Raw genomic sequence first — 15431 nt, 5'->3', positions numbered from 1 at the left:
GGCCAAGCGATATTCAGTTGAGCGCACCGTCGGGCGTACCTATCGTCGCAGCATGACCGATCGGAAGAATGTCGAGTACGGGGACCGCGACGTGGCGCTGCAGGGCGAGATCCTGCGCACCGTCGTGGGTTCCGGCGTGCACGGCATCGCGATCGCGGGCACCGACGACCACGACGAGCTCGGCGTGTACGTCGAGCCGCCCGAGTCCCTGCTCGGCGTCGAGGAGCACCGTCCGGACTACATCTGGCGGACGCAGCCCGAGGGCGTGCGCAGCGGGCCCGGCGACACCGACCTGGTCATGTACTCGCTGCGGAAGTACCTGCGGCTGGCCGTCAAGGGCAACCCGACGGTGCTCCTGCCGCTGTACGCGCCCGAGGAATCGGTGATCACGGCGACCGATCTCGGGCGATCGCTCCGGGAGCTGCGCGCGGCGTTCCTCTCCCGACAGGCGGTGGAGCGGTTCCTCGGCTACATGCACTCCCAGCACGAGCGGATGCTAGGCCGGGCGAACGGCGTGCCGAACCGGCCCGAGCTGGTCGAGCGGTACGGGTGGGACGTGAAGTACGGCAGCCACGCACTGCGGCTCGCGTATCAGGGGTACGAGATCGCCCGCTTCGGGACGCTCACCCTGCCGATGCCGGCCGAGCAGCGCGAGCACGTGCTGGCCGTGAAGCGGGGCGAGGTCCCGCGCGCCGCGGCCTCCGCGGCGATCGGGGTGCTCGAGCGGCAGGTCCGCGAGCTGCTCAACCGCGGCACCCCGCTGCCCGAGCAAGCCGATACCGGCCGGATCACCGCGTGGGCGGTGGCCACGCAGCGCGCTCACTGGGAGTGGTGAGTTCCGCGCTCCACCCGTGGTGGATTGTGCCCGCCCAGCGGGCACAATCCACCACACCGCTCAGAGGAGGGCGTCGATCTGATTCATCGCCTCGGTCATCCCCTCCGCCATGCCCATCTCCAGCACCCGCTCGAGCTGCTCGAGCGTGCGGTGGACGGCGACCAGTTCCATCCGCGTCGATCCTCCCGCGGCCGTGAGGACGACCGTGTTCACGGAGTAGTCCTCGGGGTCGACGGGCTCGCCGTCGTCTCCGGCGAAACCGTCACGGAAGGTGAAGGTCGACGGTGCCGCCGTGGAGTCGGTCGACCACCAGCCTGCGGCCCTCGTCCCGTCCGGACCGGTCATGTAGTAGCGCGACTCACCGCCGGGCCGTAGCTCGTGGCGGACGAAGGTGGCCGGCCAGGTGGGCGGGCCCCACCACTTCTCCAGCAGCCGCGGGTCCTCCCAGAGCTGCCAGACCTTCTCGGGCGAGGCGGCGAACTCCGCCTCCAGGGTGAACGTCAGCGCGTCGCGATCGGCGCCGGTGGTGAGCACGGGCATGGCGGAACTCCTTGGTCGAGTCAGTCGATCGGTTCAGTCCGTGGCGGCTCGAGCAGCGCATCCATCCGCGCGACCCGGCCCCGCCAGAGGTCCTCGTAGCCGCGCAGCAGGCGGGCGCCGCGCGCGATGGTCTCGATGTCGGGCCGGACCAGGGCCTCGCGGCCTCGTCGCACCTTCGTGACCAGGCCCGCCCGCTCCAGCACCGCCACATGTTTCTGCACCGCCGCGAAGCTCATGTCGTAGCCGCGGGCGAGCTCCGACACGGAACTCTCCCGCTCGATCACCCGGACGACGATGTCGCGCCGGGTGCGATCCGCGAGGGCGTGGAAGAGGCGGTCCACCTCGTCCGGCGCCAGTTCATCTACAACCATCACGTTGTACGTTACGGCCGTCACAGTCGCCGCGCAAGCAGTTCTGCACCCGTGCAGGAAAGTGATAGATTTCGTGCCGGGCGCTCTCACCGCAGGATGGCGCCCGATTGACACCAGGGTGTTGAATGTCAAGACACCCGCGGAAGGAGTCACACCGATGAGTTCGCGCGCCAAGGCTGCACAGCACGAGCCCGCCGAGGTCGAGATCCATGCTCGCAACGTGAGCTTCGACTGGGAGAACGTCCCGCTCGAATGGATCCCCGGCGAGCCCGTGGCCAGCGACATCGTCAGCAGCATCCTGCACTCCGTGCTCCCCGAGGGAGAGCGCTGGTTCTGCGAGGTCTACACCGAGGCGCTGCCCTTCGTGAAGGACGAGAACCTCGCCCGCACGATGCGCGGCTTCATCGGCCAGGAGGCCATGCACGCCGAGTCGCACGACCGCGCGCTGTCCGAGTACCTGGAGCGGTGCGGCATCGACACGAAGCCGGTGGCCCGGCAGTTCGAGTACATCTTCCGCAAGATCCTCGCACCGCGGACCTACCACTCCGATCGCGCCCAGTACAACGACATGGTGCAGCGGCTGTGGCTGATCGCGGCCGTCGAGCACTACACCGCGATCCTCGGCGTGTTCGCCCTCAACAACGCGTGGGACGAGTTCAACGTCGACCCGACGATGGCCGACATCTGTCGCTGGCACGGCGCCGAGGAGGTCGAGCACCGGTCCGTCGCGCACGACGTGGCGAACTACTTCGACCCCAGCTACTTCCACCGCTGCCGCGCGATGATCGTGGGCATCGTCTTCCTCATCCTCGCGCTGCACCGCACGTCGGGCTACATGCTGCGCAAGGACCCGAACTTCAGCTACTCCTACCCGCGGCTGTGGTGGGAGTACCTCAAGGGCTCGCACAAGAACATCCTGCCGAAGCTGCGGGACGTCGTGAAGTTCACGCTCATCTACTTCAAGCCCAACTTCGACCCGGCCTCGATCGGCTCGACGGCGCAGGCCGTGGCCTACCTCGCCACCTCGCCGGCCGCCCGGGCGGCGAACGGATGACCGGGGATCGCAAGGCCCCGTCTGTCTTCCGGCCCTGGGGCGAGCCCGTCACGGAGGTGCCCCCGCACCTGTACGGCCGCTGGAAGCACGACCCGCTGCTGCGCTTCGCCAACGCCTTCTTCGGCGTGACCATCCCCGCGTTCGCGCATCTGATGAAGCCGCGGAACCTGGCCGAGCCGAGCACCTCCCGCGACCTGCGAGTGGTCTCCCGCGAGATCGTCGCGCACGACAAGGACGTCGTCGCACTGACCCTCGTCTCCGCCGACGACTCCCCGCTCCCCCGCTGGACGCCCGGCGCCCACCTGGACCTCCTGCTCCCGTCGGGCCGCATGCGCGAGTACTCCCTGTGCGGCGACCCCGCGGACTCCGACACCTACCGCATCGCCGTGCGCCGGATCCCCGGCGGCGGAGGCGGTTCCGTCGAGGTGCACGAGACCCTGCACGTCGGTTCGACGGTGACCGTCAAGGGACCCCGCAACGGCATGCCCATGGCCGTGCCCGGCCACGGATCGTCCGCCGAGCACCTGCGGTTCGTCGCCGGCGGCATCGGCATCACGCCGATCCTGCCGATGATGATCGCCGCCGAGCGCCTCGGCCTGAGCTGGTCGATGCTGTACACCGGACGCTCCACCGACACCATCCCGTTCATCGCCGAGGTGGCGACGTTCGGCGACAAGGTCGAGGTCCGCACCGACGACGAGCACGGCATCCCCACCGCCGACATCCTCATCGGCGACACCCCCGGCCCCACCGCGCTGTACGCGTGCGGACCGATTCCGATGCTCGAATCGCTGCGCGTCGGCCTGATCGGCCGCACGGACGTCGAGCTGCACTACGAGCGGTTCTCCGCGCCGCCCGTCGTCGACGGTAAGCCGTTCACCGCAACGCTGTCCGCTTCCGACATCACGCTCGACGTGGCCGCGGACGAGACGCTGCTGGCCGCGATCCTCAAGGCCAAGCCCGACGCCCCGTACTCCTGCAAGCAGGGCTTCTGCGGCACCTGCCGGATGACGGTGACCGAGGGCACCGTCGACCACCGCGACAAGACCCTGACGCCCTTCGAGCGGGAACAGGGCCAGATGCTGACCTGTGTCTCGCGCGCGGCGGGCTCGCACCTGACCATCGATCTGTAAGGCGTACACCATGACTGACCAGCACCGGTTCGACGTGACCAGCTCCGACGGACTCACCCTGGCCGGGTTCCGTTACGGCACCCATGATCCCGCCCTCCCCACCGTGGTGGCGATCCACGGCTACCCCGACAACCACCACGTGTGGGACGGTGTGGCGGCGGCGCTCGACGGCCGTGCGAACGTGTACACCTACGACGTGCGCGGCGCGGGCGAGTCGGAGGCGCCGGCGGGCAAGGCCGGATACCGGTTCGATCGCCTGATCTCCGACGTCTCGCGCGTGATCGACGCGGTGCGCGAGGTGAGCGGCGACCGGTCGAAGGTGCACCTGATCGGCCACGACTGGGGCTCCATCCAGGGCTGGCACGCCGTCGTCGACCCCGCGGTGGCGGACAAGACCGCCTCGTACACATCGGTTTCCGGGCCGAACCTCAACCACGCGGGCGAGTACCTGCAGGGTGTCAAGGGTTTCAAGGACGTGCCGGCGCGGCTGCGCCAGGCGGCCGGCTCGACCTACATTCCGTTCTTCCTCGCCCCCGGACTCGCCGATTCGCTGTACAAGCGCGGCTGGGGCCAGAAGCTGATCGAGACGCTGGAGAAGCGCGGCACCGGCGGCAGGGTCGCCGAGGGATACGTCCGCAGCGAGCGCGACTTCACCAACGGCTTGAACCTGTACCGCGCCAACATGCCCGGCCCGTTCCTCAAGCCCGCCGAGGCGACGACCTCCGTACCCGTCCAGGTGGTGACGCCCGAGGGCGACCTGTTCGTGACGCCGCCACTGCAGCTGGCCGGCCTGGACAAGTCGCCGAAGTCGCGGCACGTGTCGGTGCCCGGCGGACACTGGGTGGTGGCACAGAACCCCGGACCGCTGGCGGATGCGACCTTCGAGTGGATCGAGTCGAACCGATGATCTCGCGGATCCCGGTGCGCGGCCGGTGGGTGCGCGTGCGCACGTCCGGCGACGCGTCGCTGCCCACTGTGGTTCTGCTGCACGGCATCACGCGCAGCCTGGAGGACTGGGACCCGACCTTCGAGGCCCTCGCCGGCGAGTTCCGTCTGATCGCTCCGGACCTGTCCGGGTACGGATGGTCCGCCCCGCATCCCGACGGTGCCGGGCTCGCCGCCCTGGGCCGCGGCGTGGGTGAGCTGCTGGACGCGCTCGAGGTGACCGGCCCCGTGCACGTGGCGGGCAACTCGCTGGGCGGCGCGGTCACGATGACCCTGCTGGCGCAGCGGCCCGAACTGGTGGCGTCGATGACCCTGGTCGACCCGGCCGGCTTCGGCTCCGAGGTGACCCCGCTGCTGCGCGTGCTGGGAATCCCGGTGCTGGGCAAGATCATCGCGACCACCGCGAGTCGGCCGGGCGCGATCGTGCAGGAGCGATTGATCTTCGCCGACAAGTCCTACGCGACCCGCGCGCGGATCGACCACGCGATGGCGATCGCCCACGAGACCGACGCGGGCCTGACCGCATGGAAGACCGCGGACGAGCTGGGGTCCGTGCGGCACGGCATCCTGCCGGGCTGGCGCGACGAGCTGCACACGACGATCGCGAAGACGCCGCGACCCACGATGGTGCTGTGGGGCGATGCCGATCGCGTGCTCCCGCCCTCGCAGTTGGAGAACGCGCGCTCGCTGATGCCGCACGCGGAGACGCACCTGATCCCGGGCGTCGGCCACATGCCACAGCTCGAGTGCGCGACCGAGTTCGCGGCGCTGCTCACGGACTTCCTGCAGCGCAACGCCATTGCGGACCTGCCGCGGGCCGCGTCGCAGTAGCCGCAGCGCTTGCGCGACCCTGCGGACGATGCGGACATCGCGGGCGGCGCGGGCGGCGACCGCAGGCGACGTGTGTCGCGCGCGGAGCCTATGCACTTCTCGCACACCAGCATCGTCGCAGCTCAAGAGTGTAATCGAAGTTCCCGTCGATGCGTCCCGCACATGCCCCGACGGTCTGTGCGGCGCACCCGGCGAGACCATCCTCGGGCTCACCGATCGGACCGCAGTCCACCGATCACTTCTGATTCTTCATAGCGTTGCAGCGCTATGAAGAATCAGAAGTGACAGCGGGACGTGGGACCACGTGAATCAGCGGGCGGGCGCGGCTCCGAGCGCGGCGGCGGCCGCGGTGAACGCGCGCCATTCCTCGCGGAGGCGGGTGAGTTCTTCGCGGCCGGCGTCCGTGAGTTCGTAGACCTTGCGGGCGGGGCCGGACTCGCTCTGCTCCCACTCGGCGGCGATGAATCCGTCGTTCTCCATCTTCACCAGCGCCGGATACAACTGGGCCCCCTTGATCGGCTGCAGCCCCGCATCGACCAGCGCCGCGGAGACGCCGTAGCCGTGCCGCGGCGCCGACTCGAGCACGCCGAGGATCAAGAGCGGCAACGTCGCCCGTTGCCACGCAGCGGTGCTCATCCGGCCACCTTCCGCGTCCGCTCCCGCCATGCCCGCGGGCCGCTCGTGAGGACGCCGATCGCGAGCATCACGCTCAGAGCGATGTTCAACGCCCTCGCACTCCCCTCGGCGTCGACCGCCATGAACGCTGCGAAGAGTGCGAGGACGAGGTAGAAGGCCGGCATCCGCCACCAGTATCGACCCGATGCACCGGAGGCATCACCCGCGAGACGTCGCGCCATCGCACCGGGCGCCCCGAAATCGTCGAACGCGGTGGTCGTCAGCTCCGCCCGCAGGTTGCGCTCGTAGTCCGCCGCATCCTTCCAGTGAACCCCCTTGGCACGCAGGGCCCCTCGGAATCGCTCGAACCACTCGTCGTCGGTCCATGCGCTCTGCGGCGTCCGTGCCGGCACGAGCCGCCAGGCCACGACCGCGAGCACACTCGGGAGCAGGAACGAGATCGCGACCAACCACCTGGGCGCTCCCGCGATCAGTACAGAGTCCGACCCGACCACTCCGGTGACGACGCCGCCGGCGGCTACGGCCGCGAGTGCACCCACGGCGAAGCGCGTCGCCGAACGCACCCGCCCGGCGGTGTAGAACGCCACCGCCGCAGAACCCGCGACCATGCACGCCACCACGGCGACCCCGAGTACGAGCGGACCGAGGCCCACGTCGACGGGGCCTGCACCGTCGAACAGGAACATCCCGCCCACACCGATTCCCATCATCAGCAGGATCACCGCAGACAGGGCGAAGACATCACGCATGCCCAGCCCTTCCGCCGCCTCCGCATCGGCGTCCGGACTCCCGTACTCGATCGCATCGGCCCGGGCGAGCTCCACGGGATCGCCGAACAACTCGTCAGCGGAGACTCCGGCCGCGGCGATGGAGTCGACGAGCTCGTTCTGCCGAGCGACGACGAGCTCACGATCGACGCCGTCCTGCCACGCGAGGGTGACGACGTAACGCTTGCCCCACTTCTCGTCCCGCTCAGCGAAGTCCTTCGCTTCCATCTCGACTCCTACCTAGATCGAATTTGTATCTAGATATAGCAGTCGGGACGACGACGGACAACACCGCCGACAGCGAGGGTATGCACGAAATGAATAGTCTCCAGGCGCAAAACACGACCTGACCAGGCGTGACGCGAGATATGCAGAAGATGAATACCCCGCGGAGTGACTACATCGTCACTGCGGGGCGACGACCGAGCGGGCGAGCACCGTCGCCTTCGCCGTCGTGGGGACGCGAACGCGGCCGGAGCGGGCACCGTCGAGCCCGGCGGACCGGAGACGGCGGACGAGCTCCCCGTAGAGGTCGGCGGCGGCGCGGACGCCGCGCTGGACGTCGCGCGGGAGCCGCGCGATCCCGGCGCGACCGGCGGCGAGGTCGGCGGCGGCGTCGTCGAGGGCGTCGTCGAAGGCCTGCTGCGTGAGCTCGGGCAGGTAGGCGCGGCCGAGGCGGAGCTCGTCGTCGGTGAGGTCGCGCAGGAAGTTGACCTTCTGGAAGGCCGCCCCGAGTCGCGCGGCGTCCGGCGCCAGGCGCTCGTAGTCCGACCCGGCGCCGGGAGCGGAGCGAGCGGGCCGACTCGAGGCGGGCACGCCATACAGGTAGGCGCGCAGGCACATCAGCCCGACCACCTCGGCGGACCCGTGGATGTACGCGGCCAGCGACTCCGGCGTGTGCGGCGCGGGGGTCAGGTCCGCGCGCATGGACGCGAAGAAGGGCCTGGTCAGCTCGGTGCCGAAACCGGTCGCACGGGCGGTCGCGGCGAAGGCGTGCACCACGAGGTTCGCGCTGAACCCGTCCGAGATCGCGGCCTCGACCGACGCCTCGAGCGCGTCGAGGTGGGCCCGCGGATCGGTGGGGCAGGCACCGTCGACGATCTCGTCCGCCACCCGGACCAGCCCGTAGATGGACATGATGTGATCACGCACGCGGCGCGGCATCATCCGCGTGGCGAGCGAGAACGACGTCGAGTACTCGCGGATCACCACGGCGGAAGCCGCGACCGCGGCGTGGAGGTACCGCTCGCTCGAATCCATGCCCTCCAGTGTCCCGACCGCGTCGGCGGACCTGTCAGGGCACCCCGATACGGTGGGGGCATGCGCGTCGCCACCTGGAATGTGAACTCGGTCAAGCAGCGGCACGGGCGGCTGCTGGAGTGGCTGGACTCGCGCCGGCCCGACGTCGTCTGTCTGCAGGAACTGAAGATGACCGACGACGCCTTCGCCACACTGATCGGCCCGGACCTGGAAGAACGCGGCTACGAGTTCGCCACCGCGGGACAGCCGGCGTGGAACGGCTCGGCGCTGCTGTCGAAGGTGGGCCTGCAGGACGTCGTCGTCGGGATCCCGGGCGCGCCCGAGTACGAGGGCATCGTCGAGGGCCGCGCGATCTCGGGCGTCTGCGGCGCCGGAGACGGCGACCCCGGCATCCGCGTGCACTCGCTGTACACGCCGAACGGCCGCGAGATCGACTCCGACCACTACGCCTACAAGCTCGAGTGGCTCGCCGCGCTCGTCGCGCAGGTGAAGGCCGATACCGTCCCCCAACTGGTCTGCGGCGACATGAACATCGCGCCCACCGACGAGGACGTCTTCGACCCGGCGGCCTTCGCCGGCCACACGCACGTCACCCCGCCGGAGCGCGACGCGATCGCCGCCCTCGAGGCCCTCGGCCTGCGCGATGTGGTCCGCGAACGCTGGCCGCACGAGCAGGTCTTCTCCTACTGGGACTACCGCGCCGGCATGTTCAACAAGAACCTCGGCATGCGGATCGACCTGATCCTGGCCAGCGGCACCGTCGCCGACCGGACCGCGGCCGCGTGGATCGACCGGCAGGCCCGCAAGGGCAAGGGGCCGTCGGACCACGCCCCCGTCATGCTCGACCTGGACACCGCTCCCGACGGTGACATCGGTCCGATGGTGCCGCCACCGTCGGCCGGGCGGGTGAGCCCGAAGGGCGCGAAGCTTCCCCAGGCCAAGAACTGAACCTTTTGCAACCGCAACGTGACTCTCGCTACACTCCTGCACCGACAGGCGGAACGAGGGAGTGCATGTGGACGCGGTTGCAGGCAGCATCAGCAGACGGCACGCCCTTCGCGCCGCCGGTGTGGGGACCGCGGGCGCGGGCATCGCCGCGCTGACCGGCCGGTTGGGCACCGGCCTGGCCTCCGCCGAACCCGGCGTCCGCAGCACCGCCACCCCGGACTCCCGCACGACGTGGGACCCGGAGTGCGACGCACTCATGAAGTCCGTGCTCGAGCGCGGCGACGTCGACCGGACGAACCGCGCCCTCGCGCAGTGGACGACGAACTCGCAGCCCGTCCCCGACGGCATGCCGTCGGACGTGCGGGACTTCATCGAGGAGGCACGCAAGCTCCCCGAATGGCTCGACGCCCGCCTGATGAAGGGCGCCGACACCTTCTACACCACCCGTAGCTTCTATCTCTCGACGATCATCGGGCTCTGCGGCGGGATCATGATGTCGGTGATCCCGCGCGAATCGCGGGCCGTCTACTGGTCGGCCGGCGGCGCGGACATGAAGGACCGCATCGCCAAGACCTATCGCCTGGTGTACGACCAGATCGCCGTCGGCGCCTACGGCCCCAACGGACGGGCCGCCACCACCGCGGTGAAGGTCCGTCTCACACACGGCGCCGTGCGGCACCTACTGCCGCAGTCGCCGCACTGGAAGAAGGTCGCCGACCAGCCCAAGCCCATCTCGCAGGCCGACATGATGGTCACCTGGCACACCCTCGCCACCATGGGCATGCGGATCATGCGGAACTGGGGCGTCCACCTGCCGCAGGACGAGGTCGACGGGCTGCTGCACTCCTGGCAGGTCAACGGGCACATGCTGGGTATTCGCGACGATTACATCCCGTCGAGCTGGGACCAGGCCGAGCGCCAGGCGCAGAAGGACCTCGACACGATCATGGGTCCGACCCCCGAAGGGGTCAAGATCGCCAACATGTTGGTGGACCTCGGTCGCGACCTCGACGGACGAATCGTGTCGCGGCCGGCGATCGAGGCGTTCACCCGCTACTCCCTCGGCGACAAGCTGACGGACTGGATGCAGCTGCCGCCGCAGCCGCTGTACCAGGGCCTGCTCACCGCCACCTGGCCCACCTACGTGGCCATCCGCGAGGGAGGGCTCACGCAGGCCGCCCTCCCTCCCGAGCTGTACCACCAGATGGACCAGCTCGCGAACACCTTCGAACTCGTGTACCTGGGCGGCTTCCGGCCGATCAACATCGCCATCCCCACGGGCAACAACCCGAATTACGGTAAGCCGCAGTACAAGTGACTACTCCTCGGTGCTGAGCACCTCGGCGACGAATCCGTTCACACGGGTCCGCAGGTCAGCGAGGTTCTGCTCGCGGATCATCTCCACATCGGTGCCCTTGTGGAACGCGGGCGGTAGCTTGCGCGCGTTCGCGGCGCAACTGAAGTCCTCGCACACGAGCATGCCGATGGTGTCGCCCTTGCGACCGGCGGCACCGCCCCGTCGGACGGTGTAGAGGACCGCCTGGCTCGTGATGTTCACGTCGCGGCACCACGAGCACATGGCCTTCGCGGCGGGCTTCTTCTCGGCCTGGGTGAGGATGACGGTGACCAGCTCGGCACCGTCGGGTCCGGTGGTGGGGACGGCGACGTAGGCGCGCCGCGGGATCTTCCTGTCGCGCCACCCGAGGTACTCGAGCTTGCCGAAGTCGAGGTCGTCGAAGTCGGCCGGGAAGGTCACGCGCTTGATCTCGCTCTTGGTGGCGCCGCGGAAGGCGTCGATGATCTGCTGCTGGGATACGGGATCCATGATTGAACCGTTCTGTGATCCCCGGGCGGTGCGCGGGGGTGAGGTGTGTAGGCAGAGCTGCGCGGCCGGTCCGGTGGATCGGCTGCGGGGCGGGATCATCTGCCGTGGCGCAGGGCGCCGGACACTCCTCCTCGGTTCATGCACTCCACCCTACGCGCGCTGTCACGCGAATTTCGCCGCCAGCTCCGCCCATGTCCGATCCAGCTCGCCGGCGGGGAACCGGCCGTCGATCTCGAGGATCGCCATGCCGTGCGCCGCGGCCCACAACGCCTGCGCCGCATGCGGATCGCCTGTGACCTCGAAGAAGGGTGCGCCCGACCACTCCTCCAGTCCGTCCGGGAGCGCGCCCCGGTCCAGTGGCCCGACGGTGGCGAGTCGGTACAGGTTCGGGGTGGCCCGCGCGACGGAGCGGTAGTCGCGAATCAGCTCTGCCACGCCGGTGACGGGGCGGAGTGCGGCGCCCGACTCGGCGAGCGCGACACCGACGAGGACGGCCTTGAGCGCGTCCTTGTTCGCGAAGTGCTTGTACAGCGACGGTGCGCGGATCCCGATCTCTTCGGCGAGGTCGCGCATCGTCACACGATCCCAGCCGTCGCGTTCCAGTAGGACGCGGGCGGCCGCCACGATCTGCCGGGCGCGAGGGGTCGCGGCGCGCAGCGGGTCCAGCTCGTCGGGGATCACCGGGCGATCGTAGCCAGCACCCGTTCCCGCAGCGCGCGGTTCATGGCGTCGAAGCCGTCGGCGACGTCGATCGACGAGCCGACCACGGGCACCAGCACTCCGCGGAACCGCTCGCCCTGGATGAATCGGGTCCCGGTCGGCGTGGTCTCCAGACGGAAGGAGTGCTCGCCGTCGAGCAGCCGGGGCAGCAGAACCCTCCCCAACCAGCGCAGTTCGCGCTCCGGATCCACCGCCAACACCTCGGGCCGGAAGCCCGTCTCGGAGCCCCGGTCCCGGATCCGGACGTCGAGGTCGCGGCCGACCTCGAGACCGTCCGGCGCAGCGGCGCGGATCACGAACGGATTCCACTGCGGGTAGGCCTCGAAGTCGATCAGCACCCGCCACACCTCTGCGGGCGACGCCTCGATCTCGACCGACCGCTCGACGGTCCGGTCCCGGTACAGCACGGCCGCGAGTACTCCCACCAGCACCATCACTGCGACCACCGACAGAATCCACTTCATGACGCCTCCCAGGCTAACATTGTTAGCCTCATTGTAAGCTAACGTCGTTAGCCGCACAACCGCCGACCCGGCATTGACCACGCGGCCGACCGAACCTAATGTGACCGGCGAGTCACTTCTACGAACGCGGCGAGAGGAGCAGCGCATGACCACCTCGGTCACCGGACCCGCGCGCTCCGGCAGCCGCGGCGTCCCCCGCGAGGTCCGCGCCGCAGCGATCCTGGAGGCCGCCGCCCAGGAGTTCGGGGAGGCCGGATACGCCGGCGCCCAACTCACGACGATCGCGGCGCGCGCCGACGTGTCGAAAGCCCTCGTACTGGCCTACTTCTCGTCGAAGGAGAAGCTGTACATCGCCTGCGTCGAGAAGGCCGGCCCGATCGTCTTCGACGCGGTGACCGGCGCGGTCGCCTCGCCGAACTCCCCAGAACCGCACATGTCCCTGTTCGGCCGGTCCGCGAGCGCCGTCCTCACCTCACTGTTCACCGCCCTCGAGGGCCGCACCGGATACTGGGCGCTCCTGTACGACCGCACGCTCCCCGTCGGCGCCGGACGCGACGCCGCCCGCGCCCAGCGGCACCGACTGCGGGAACAATCGGCGCGCGCCGTCGCCGATGTGCTGCGCGCCGCGGGTCTGACCGATCCCCGGGACAGCTCCGCCGCCGTCCTGATCTGGGAATCGATGGTCTCCGCGTCCATGCACTGGTGGAGTCTCGATCCCGGTATGTCCGCCGCCGAGGTGTCCGCCACCTCCGCGCGCATCCTCGCCGCCCTGTCGTTCCCGGCACCGTCGACCACCCCCGAAACGGAGATGTCATGAGCCGCAAGATTTCCACCCTGTTGTCCCGCGCCGTGGTCGACGCGGCGCTCCCGCTGCTCGACAGCAGGATCGAGGCGTCGAGGCGTCCCTTCGACCAGCCCGAGATCCTGCGGCCGCACGTGACGTCCAAGGTGTGGTCGACCACGCACTACGGGGTGTTCGTACCGGACCTGCCCGAGCCCTACCGGTACGTGAACACGATGACGCTCATCGGCGCGCCCGGCGCGGAGCTCTTCGACCAGGATCATTTGGCGGCTGCGGACGCCCGCAACACCACGACGGTGCTCTCCTCGACCGCGTACGCCGACCAGCACTTCTACCGCGCGTACGACGCGTCGACGGAGTGCAGTTTCGCCCGCGACGGCTCCGCACTCCGGTGGGGCGACGAGCTCGCGATCGACATCGACCTGCCGCGGGTGACGGTGCGCGGGCGCTACCCGGGATTCGGCGTCGACCTGGAGCTCGAGGTCACCGACCAGGTCTCCTACTTCGTCAAGACGCCCGTCTACGACCACCTCAGCCTGACGGCGCCGTACACCGGCACCGTCGACGGCGATCGGGTCGAGGGTGTCGGCACGTTCGAGTACGCGCGGATGCGCACGCACCAGTCACTGCTCGGCCGACCGATCCCCGGCCCGCTCAAGCTGCCGATCGACTTCTTCACGTACCAGATCATCGACATCGACCCCACGACGCAGATCCTTCTCACCGACGTCCGCGCCCGCGGCAGCATCGCGTGCCGCCTCGCGCACGTGCGCCGGCTCGGCGCGCCGGCGGAGGTCTACGAGGACGTGCGGATGGAGGTGCTCGAGTCCCGCGAGGTGGTCGACGAACGGGGCCGGGCGATGACGGTGCCCGTCCTCCTCCGGTGGACGGTGCGCGACGGCGATGCCGAGGTGCTGACCGTGGACGGTTCGGTGGACAGCACGCTGCGCTACGGGCACGGACGCGGCTACGTGGGCGCGTACACCTACATCGGGTCCTACCGCGAGGAGCCCGTCGCCGGCAGCGCGTACCTGGAATGGATCGACACGCGCGACTGAGCGCGGATCGGCGCGTCAGCCCCGCAGGGTGTCGCCCGCCGGACCCGACGGCATCCCGCTGCCGGGGCACATACCTTTCCGACAAGCCATGCACGCGAAGCATGGCTGCAAAACCGCAGGTCAGTGGCAGTTTTCGGCGATCGAGTCATGCGCGGAGCGCATGGCAGCGCCGCAGCACCCGGGCTCAGCGCCCCGTGCCGCCGCAGTAGGAGCCGAAGTACGAGGCGCTCCAGAGCTGCAGCGCAACGGTGCCGCCGATGAGGAGGACCAGCATCGCGACGCCGAAGACTCGCAGACCACGTGTCGTCCCATAGACCATCCCGCCGCCCGCAGCGGCGCCGAGGATCAACGAACAGCCCAGCCACAGCAGCCCGACGATGTTGATGCCGATTCGACCGCTGACACCGACCCCGATGCCGCAGACCTCGGCGGCGACGAGGTGCATCCGCACCCACGACCAGTAACCGATCGCTCCGGAGCCCGCGAGCACCACGATGAAGGTGGCGACTCGGGCAAGAGTCCCGAGCACGGCGCGCCGGCTCGCGTATTCGCCATTGTTCGAGAGGCCGCCACGCCGGGGGTCGACTGACATCCGACCAATGTAGCGAAGCGCACTGGGAGATGCGTTTAACGCATCAGCGCCCGCGAGCGATGTCCAGCGCGGCCTTCGGGCGGGACAGGAGGTACTCGCGGGCGAGATTGCGGACCCAGGCGCGGCGGGTGCAGCCGCACTCGGCGCGGACGGCGTCGGCGTCGAGGCCGAGGTGCCGGGCGAGGGCGGCGGCCCGTCGGGCATGGAAGAACTGGGAGACGAGCAGGACACGTTCCACCCCGAACTCGTCCCGCGCGCGCCGACAGGCGAGGTAGGTGTCGAGGCCGGCACCGTCCGTGAGCAGGGCCGATTCGGGGACGCCCCGGTCGAGCAGCCATCCCGTCATCACGGCGATCTCGTCGCCGGACATGCCGCCCTGATTGCCGGAGACCAGGATCTTCTCGGCCTTCCCCAGCCGGTACAACTGCAGCGACGCCTCGAGCCTGCCCTCGACGAACGAGCCCGGGCGGCCACCGAGTACGGACGCACCGAAGGCGATCGCGACGGGGGCCGACGGGGCGTCGGCCGGGAGGTGGAGGGGCCCGGTTCCCGTGATGCCCGTCACGACGGATCGCAACCGCCCGGCCGGGCGGGCGTTCGACGATGCGACAGAACTCATGACCACACCTTACCGACCAGGTAGTTAGGTC

Annotated in this window: 19 protein-coding genes; 9 read left to right on the top strand and 10 right to left on the bottom strand. The window is 69.6% G+C overall.

The window, feature by feature from the left end:
• Positions 1-52: 52 nt before the first annotated feature.
• The gene (locus AXK61_RS06860) at positions 53-835 is read left to right on the top strand and encodes a nucleotidyltransferase domain-containing protein (RefSeq protein WP_068744415.1); all 783 of its coding nucleotides are present in this window, start codon (positions 53-55) and stop codon (positions 833-835) included.
• Positions 836-895: 60 nt separating this feature from the next.
• On the opposite strand, the gene AXK61_RS06855 is transcribed toward AXK61_RS06860, so the two are convergent.
• Both AXK61_RS06855 and AXK61_RS06850 read right to left on the bottom strand, forming a co-directional pair.
• On the bottom strand, positions 896-1375 hold the full coding sequence (locus AXK61_RS06855) for an SRPBCC family protein (protein WP_068573931.1): 480 nt from the start codon (positions 1373-1375) through the stop codon (positions 896-898).
• Between the two features lie 20 nt (positions 1376-1395).
• On the bottom strand, positions 1396-1746 hold the full coding sequence (locus AXK61_RS06850; RefSeq protein ID WP_068573929.1) for an ArsR/SmtB family transcription factor: 351 nt from the start codon (positions 1744-1746) through the stop codon (positions 1396-1398).
• Between the two features lie 157 nt (positions 1747-1903).
• Here AXK61_RS06850 and AXK61_RS06845 point away from each other — a divergent pair, with 157 nt between their 5' ends.
• Genes AXK61_RS06845 through AXK61_RS06830 form a run of 4 tightly spaced genes read left to right on the top strand, consistent with a single transcriptional unit; the run spans position 1904 to position 5709 of the window.
• Complete coding sequence (locus tag AXK61_RS06845) at positions 1904-2800, top strand: metal-dependent hydrolase (protein ID WP_068573927.1); 897 nt, start codon at positions 1904-1906, stop codon at positions 2798-2800.
• A complete protein-coding gene (locus AXK61_RS06840) occupies positions 2797-3933 on the top strand; it encodes a PDR/VanB family oxidoreductase (RefSeq protein WP_068573925.1) in 1137 nt (378 codons plus the stop codon). Before AXK61_RS06845 ends, AXK61_RS06840 begins: the two co-directional genes overlap by 4 nt.
• Before the next feature lie 10 nt (positions 3934-3943).
• Positions 3944-4840 (top strand): alpha/beta fold hydrolase, encoded by an 897-nt coding sequence (locus tag AXK61_RS06835; protein WP_068573923.1) that lies wholly within the window; start codon positions 3944-3946, stop codon positions 4838-4840.
• A complete protein-coding gene (locus tag AXK61_RS06830) occupies positions 4837-5709 on the top strand; it encodes an alpha/beta fold hydrolase (RefSeq protein WP_068573921.1) in 873 nt (290 codons plus the stop codon). The genes AXK61_RS06835 and AXK61_RS06830 overlap by 4 nt, the downstream gene beginning before the upstream one ends.
• Before the next feature lie 309 nt (positions 5710-6018).
• On the opposite strand, the gene AXK61_RS06825 is transcribed toward AXK61_RS06830, so the two are convergent.
• The 3 genes from AXK61_RS06825 to AXK61_RS06815 form a co-directional block, all read right to left on the bottom strand.
• Positions 6019-6345, bottom strand: coding sequence for a PadR family transcriptional regulator (locus AXK61_RS06825; RefSeq protein ID WP_068575262.1), 327 nt, complete (start codon positions 6343-6345; stop codon positions 6019-6021).
• Entirely contained in the window at positions 6342-7340 is a 999-nt protein-coding gene (locus tag AXK61_RS06820) for a hypothetical protein (protein WP_068573919.1), read from the bottom strand. The genes AXK61_RS06825 and AXK61_RS06820 overlap by 4 nt, the downstream gene beginning before the upstream one ends.
• A 177-nt stretch (positions 7341-7517) precedes the next feature.
• A complete protein-coding gene (locus AXK61_RS06815; protein ID WP_068744413.1) occupies positions 7518-8372 on the bottom strand; it encodes a phytoene/squalene synthase family protein in 855 nt (284 codons plus the stop codon).
• 60 nt (positions 8373-8432) lie between these two features.
• Between AXK61_RS06815 and AXK61_RS06810 the strand changes: the two genes are divergently transcribed.
• The gene (locus tag AXK61_RS06810) at positions 8433-9320 is read left to right on the top strand and encodes an exodeoxyribonuclease III (RefSeq protein ID WP_068744411.1); all 888 of its coding nucleotides are present in this window, start codon (positions 8433-8435) and stop codon (positions 9318-9320) included.
• 67 nt (positions 9321-9387) lie between these two features.
• Positions 9388-10638: an oxygenase MpaB family protein gene (locus AXK61_RS06805; RefSeq protein WP_231855463.1), complete on the top strand. Its 1251-nt coding sequence runs from the start codon at positions 9388-9390 to the stop codon at positions 10636-10638.
• Here the strand turns inward: AXK61_RS06805 and AXK61_RS06800 are convergent, their stop codons facing one another.
• The 3 genes from AXK61_RS06800 to AXK61_RS06790 all read right to left on the bottom strand — a co-directional run bounded on the left by AXK61_RS06800 (position 10639) and on the right by AXK61_RS06790 (position 12329).
• A complete protein-coding gene (locus tag AXK61_RS06800; protein ID WP_068573913.1) occupies positions 10639-11145 on the bottom strand; it encodes an FBP domain-containing protein in 507 nt (168 codons plus the stop codon).
• Positions 11146-11307: 162 nt separating this feature from the next.
• A complete protein-coding gene (locus AXK61_RS06795; protein WP_231855462.1) occupies positions 11308-11826 on the bottom strand; it encodes a TetR/AcrR family transcriptional regulator in 519 nt (172 codons plus the stop codon).
• Positions 11823-12329 carry an SRPBCC domain-containing protein gene (locus tag AXK61_RS06790; RefSeq protein ID WP_082789252.1) on the bottom strand — a complete coding sequence of 169 codons (507 nt, stop codon included), beginning with the start codon at positions 12327-12329 and terminating at the stop codon, positions 11823-11825. The genes AXK61_RS06795 and AXK61_RS06790 overlap by 4 nt, the downstream gene beginning before the upstream one ends.
• Positions 12330-12474: 145 nt before the next feature.
• Between AXK61_RS06790 and AXK61_RS06785 the strand changes: the two genes are divergently transcribed.
• Positions 12475-13146 (top strand): TetR/AcrR family transcriptional regulator, encoded by a 672-nt coding sequence (locus AXK61_RS06785; RefSeq protein WP_068744409.1) that lies wholly within the window; start codon positions 12475-12477, stop codon positions 13144-13146.
• Positions 13143-14189 carry a DUF6670 family protein gene (locus AXK61_RS06780; protein ID WP_068744407.1) on the top strand — a complete coding sequence of 349 codons (1047 nt, stop codon included), beginning with the start codon at positions 13143-13145 and terminating at the stop codon, positions 14187-14189. Before AXK61_RS06785 ends, AXK61_RS06780 begins: the two co-directional genes overlap by 4 nt.
• 184 nt (positions 14190-14373) lie before the next feature.
• Here the strand turns inward: AXK61_RS06780 and AXK61_RS06775 are convergent, their stop codons facing one another.
• Positions 14374-14781 (bottom strand): hypothetical protein, encoded by a 408-nt coding sequence (locus tag AXK61_RS06775; RefSeq protein ID WP_156485588.1) that lies wholly within the window; start codon positions 14779-14781, stop codon positions 14374-14376.
• Between the two features lie 43 nt (positions 14782-14824).
• Positions 14825-15400, bottom strand: coding sequence for a SanA/YdcF family protein (locus AXK61_RS06770; RefSeq protein WP_082789251.1), 576 nt, complete (start codon positions 15398-15400; stop codon positions 14825-14827).
• Positions 15401-15431 lie beyond the last annotated feature (31 nt).

This window comes from Tsukamurella pseudospumae (assembly GCF_001575205.1).
GTDB classification, from domain to species: domain Bacteria; phylum Actinomycetota; class Actinomycetes; order Mycobacteriales; family Mycobacteriaceae; genus Tsukamurella; species Tsukamurella pseudospumae.
The sequence above is the reverse complement of the archived record's forward strand: the minus strand, read 5'-3'. Positions and strand labels throughout refer to the sequence as shown.

What these genes read in the sequence shown, in the direction of transcription:
- AXK61_RS06860 (WP_068744415.1), top strand. Translation starts at nt 53, where the DNA reads ATGACCGATCGGAAGAATGTCGAGTACGGGGACCGCGACGTGGCGCTG.
- AXK61_RS06855 (WP_068573931.1), bottom strand. Translation starts at nt 1,375, where the DNA reads ATGCCCGTGCTCACCACCGGCGCCGATCGCGACGCGCTGACGTTCACC.
- AXK61_RS06850 (WP_068573929.1), bottom strand. Translation starts at nt 1,746, where the DNA reads ATGGTTGTAGATGAACTGGCGCCGGACGAGGTGGACCGCCTCTTCCAC.
- AXK61_RS06845 (WP_068573927.1), top strand. Translation starts at nt 1,904, where the DNA reads ATGAGTTCGCGCGCCAAGGCTGCACAGCACGAGCCCGCCGAGGTCGAG.
- AXK61_RS06840 (WP_068573925.1), top strand. Translation starts at nt 2,797, where the DNA reads ATGACCGGGGATCGCAAGGCCCCGTCTGTCTTCCGGCCCTGGGGCGAG.
- AXK61_RS06835 (WP_068573923.1), top strand. Translation starts at nt 3,944, where the DNA reads ATGACTGACCAGCACCGGTTCGACGTGACCAGCTCCGACGGACTCACC.
- AXK61_RS06830 (WP_068573921.1), top strand. Translation starts at nt 4,837, where the DNA reads ATGATCTCGCGGATCCCGGTGCGCGGCCGGTGGGTGCGCGTGCGCACG.
- AXK61_RS06825 (WP_068575262.1), bottom strand. Translation starts at nt 6,345, where the DNA reads ATGAGCACCGCTGCGTGGCAACGGGCGACGTTGCCGCTCTTGATCCTC.
- AXK61_RS06820 (WP_068573919.1), bottom strand. Translation starts at nt 7,340, where the DNA reads ATGGAAGCGAAGGACTTCGCTGAGCGGGACGAGAAGTGGGGCAAGCGT.
- AXK61_RS06815 (WP_068744413.1), bottom strand. Translation starts at nt 8,372, where the DNA reads ATGGATTCGAGCGAGCGGTACCTCCACGCCGCGGTCGCGGCTTCCGCC.
- AXK61_RS06810 (WP_068744411.1), top strand. Translation starts at nt 8,433, where the DNA reads ATGCGCGTCGCCACCTGGAATGTGAACTCGGTCAAGCAGCGGCACGGG.
- AXK61_RS06800 (WP_068573913.1), bottom strand. Translation starts at nt 11,145, where the DNA reads ATGGATCCCGTATCCCAGCAGCAGATCATCGACGCCTTCCGCGGCGCC.
- AXK61_RS06790 (WP_082789252.1), bottom strand. Translation starts at nt 12,329, where the DNA reads ATGAAGTGGATTCTGTCGGTGGTCGCAGTGATGGTGCTGGTGGGAGTA.
- AXK61_RS06785 (WP_068744409.1), top strand. Translation starts at nt 12,475, where the DNA reads ATGACCACCTCGGTCACCGGACCCGCGCGCTCCGGCAGCCGCGGCGTC.
- AXK61_RS06780 (WP_068744407.1), top strand. Translation starts at nt 13,143, where the DNA reads ATGAGCCGCAAGATTTCCACCCTGTTGTCCCGCGCCGTGGTCGACGCG.
- AXK61_RS06775 (WP_156485588.1), bottom strand. Translation starts at nt 14,781, where the DNA reads ATGTCAGTCGACCCCCGGCGTGGCGGCCTCTCGAACAATGGCGAATAC.
- AXK61_RS06770 (WP_082789251.1), bottom strand. Translation starts at nt 15,400, where the DNA reads ATGAGTTCTGTCGCATCGTCGAACGCCCGCCCGGCCGGGCGGTTGCGA.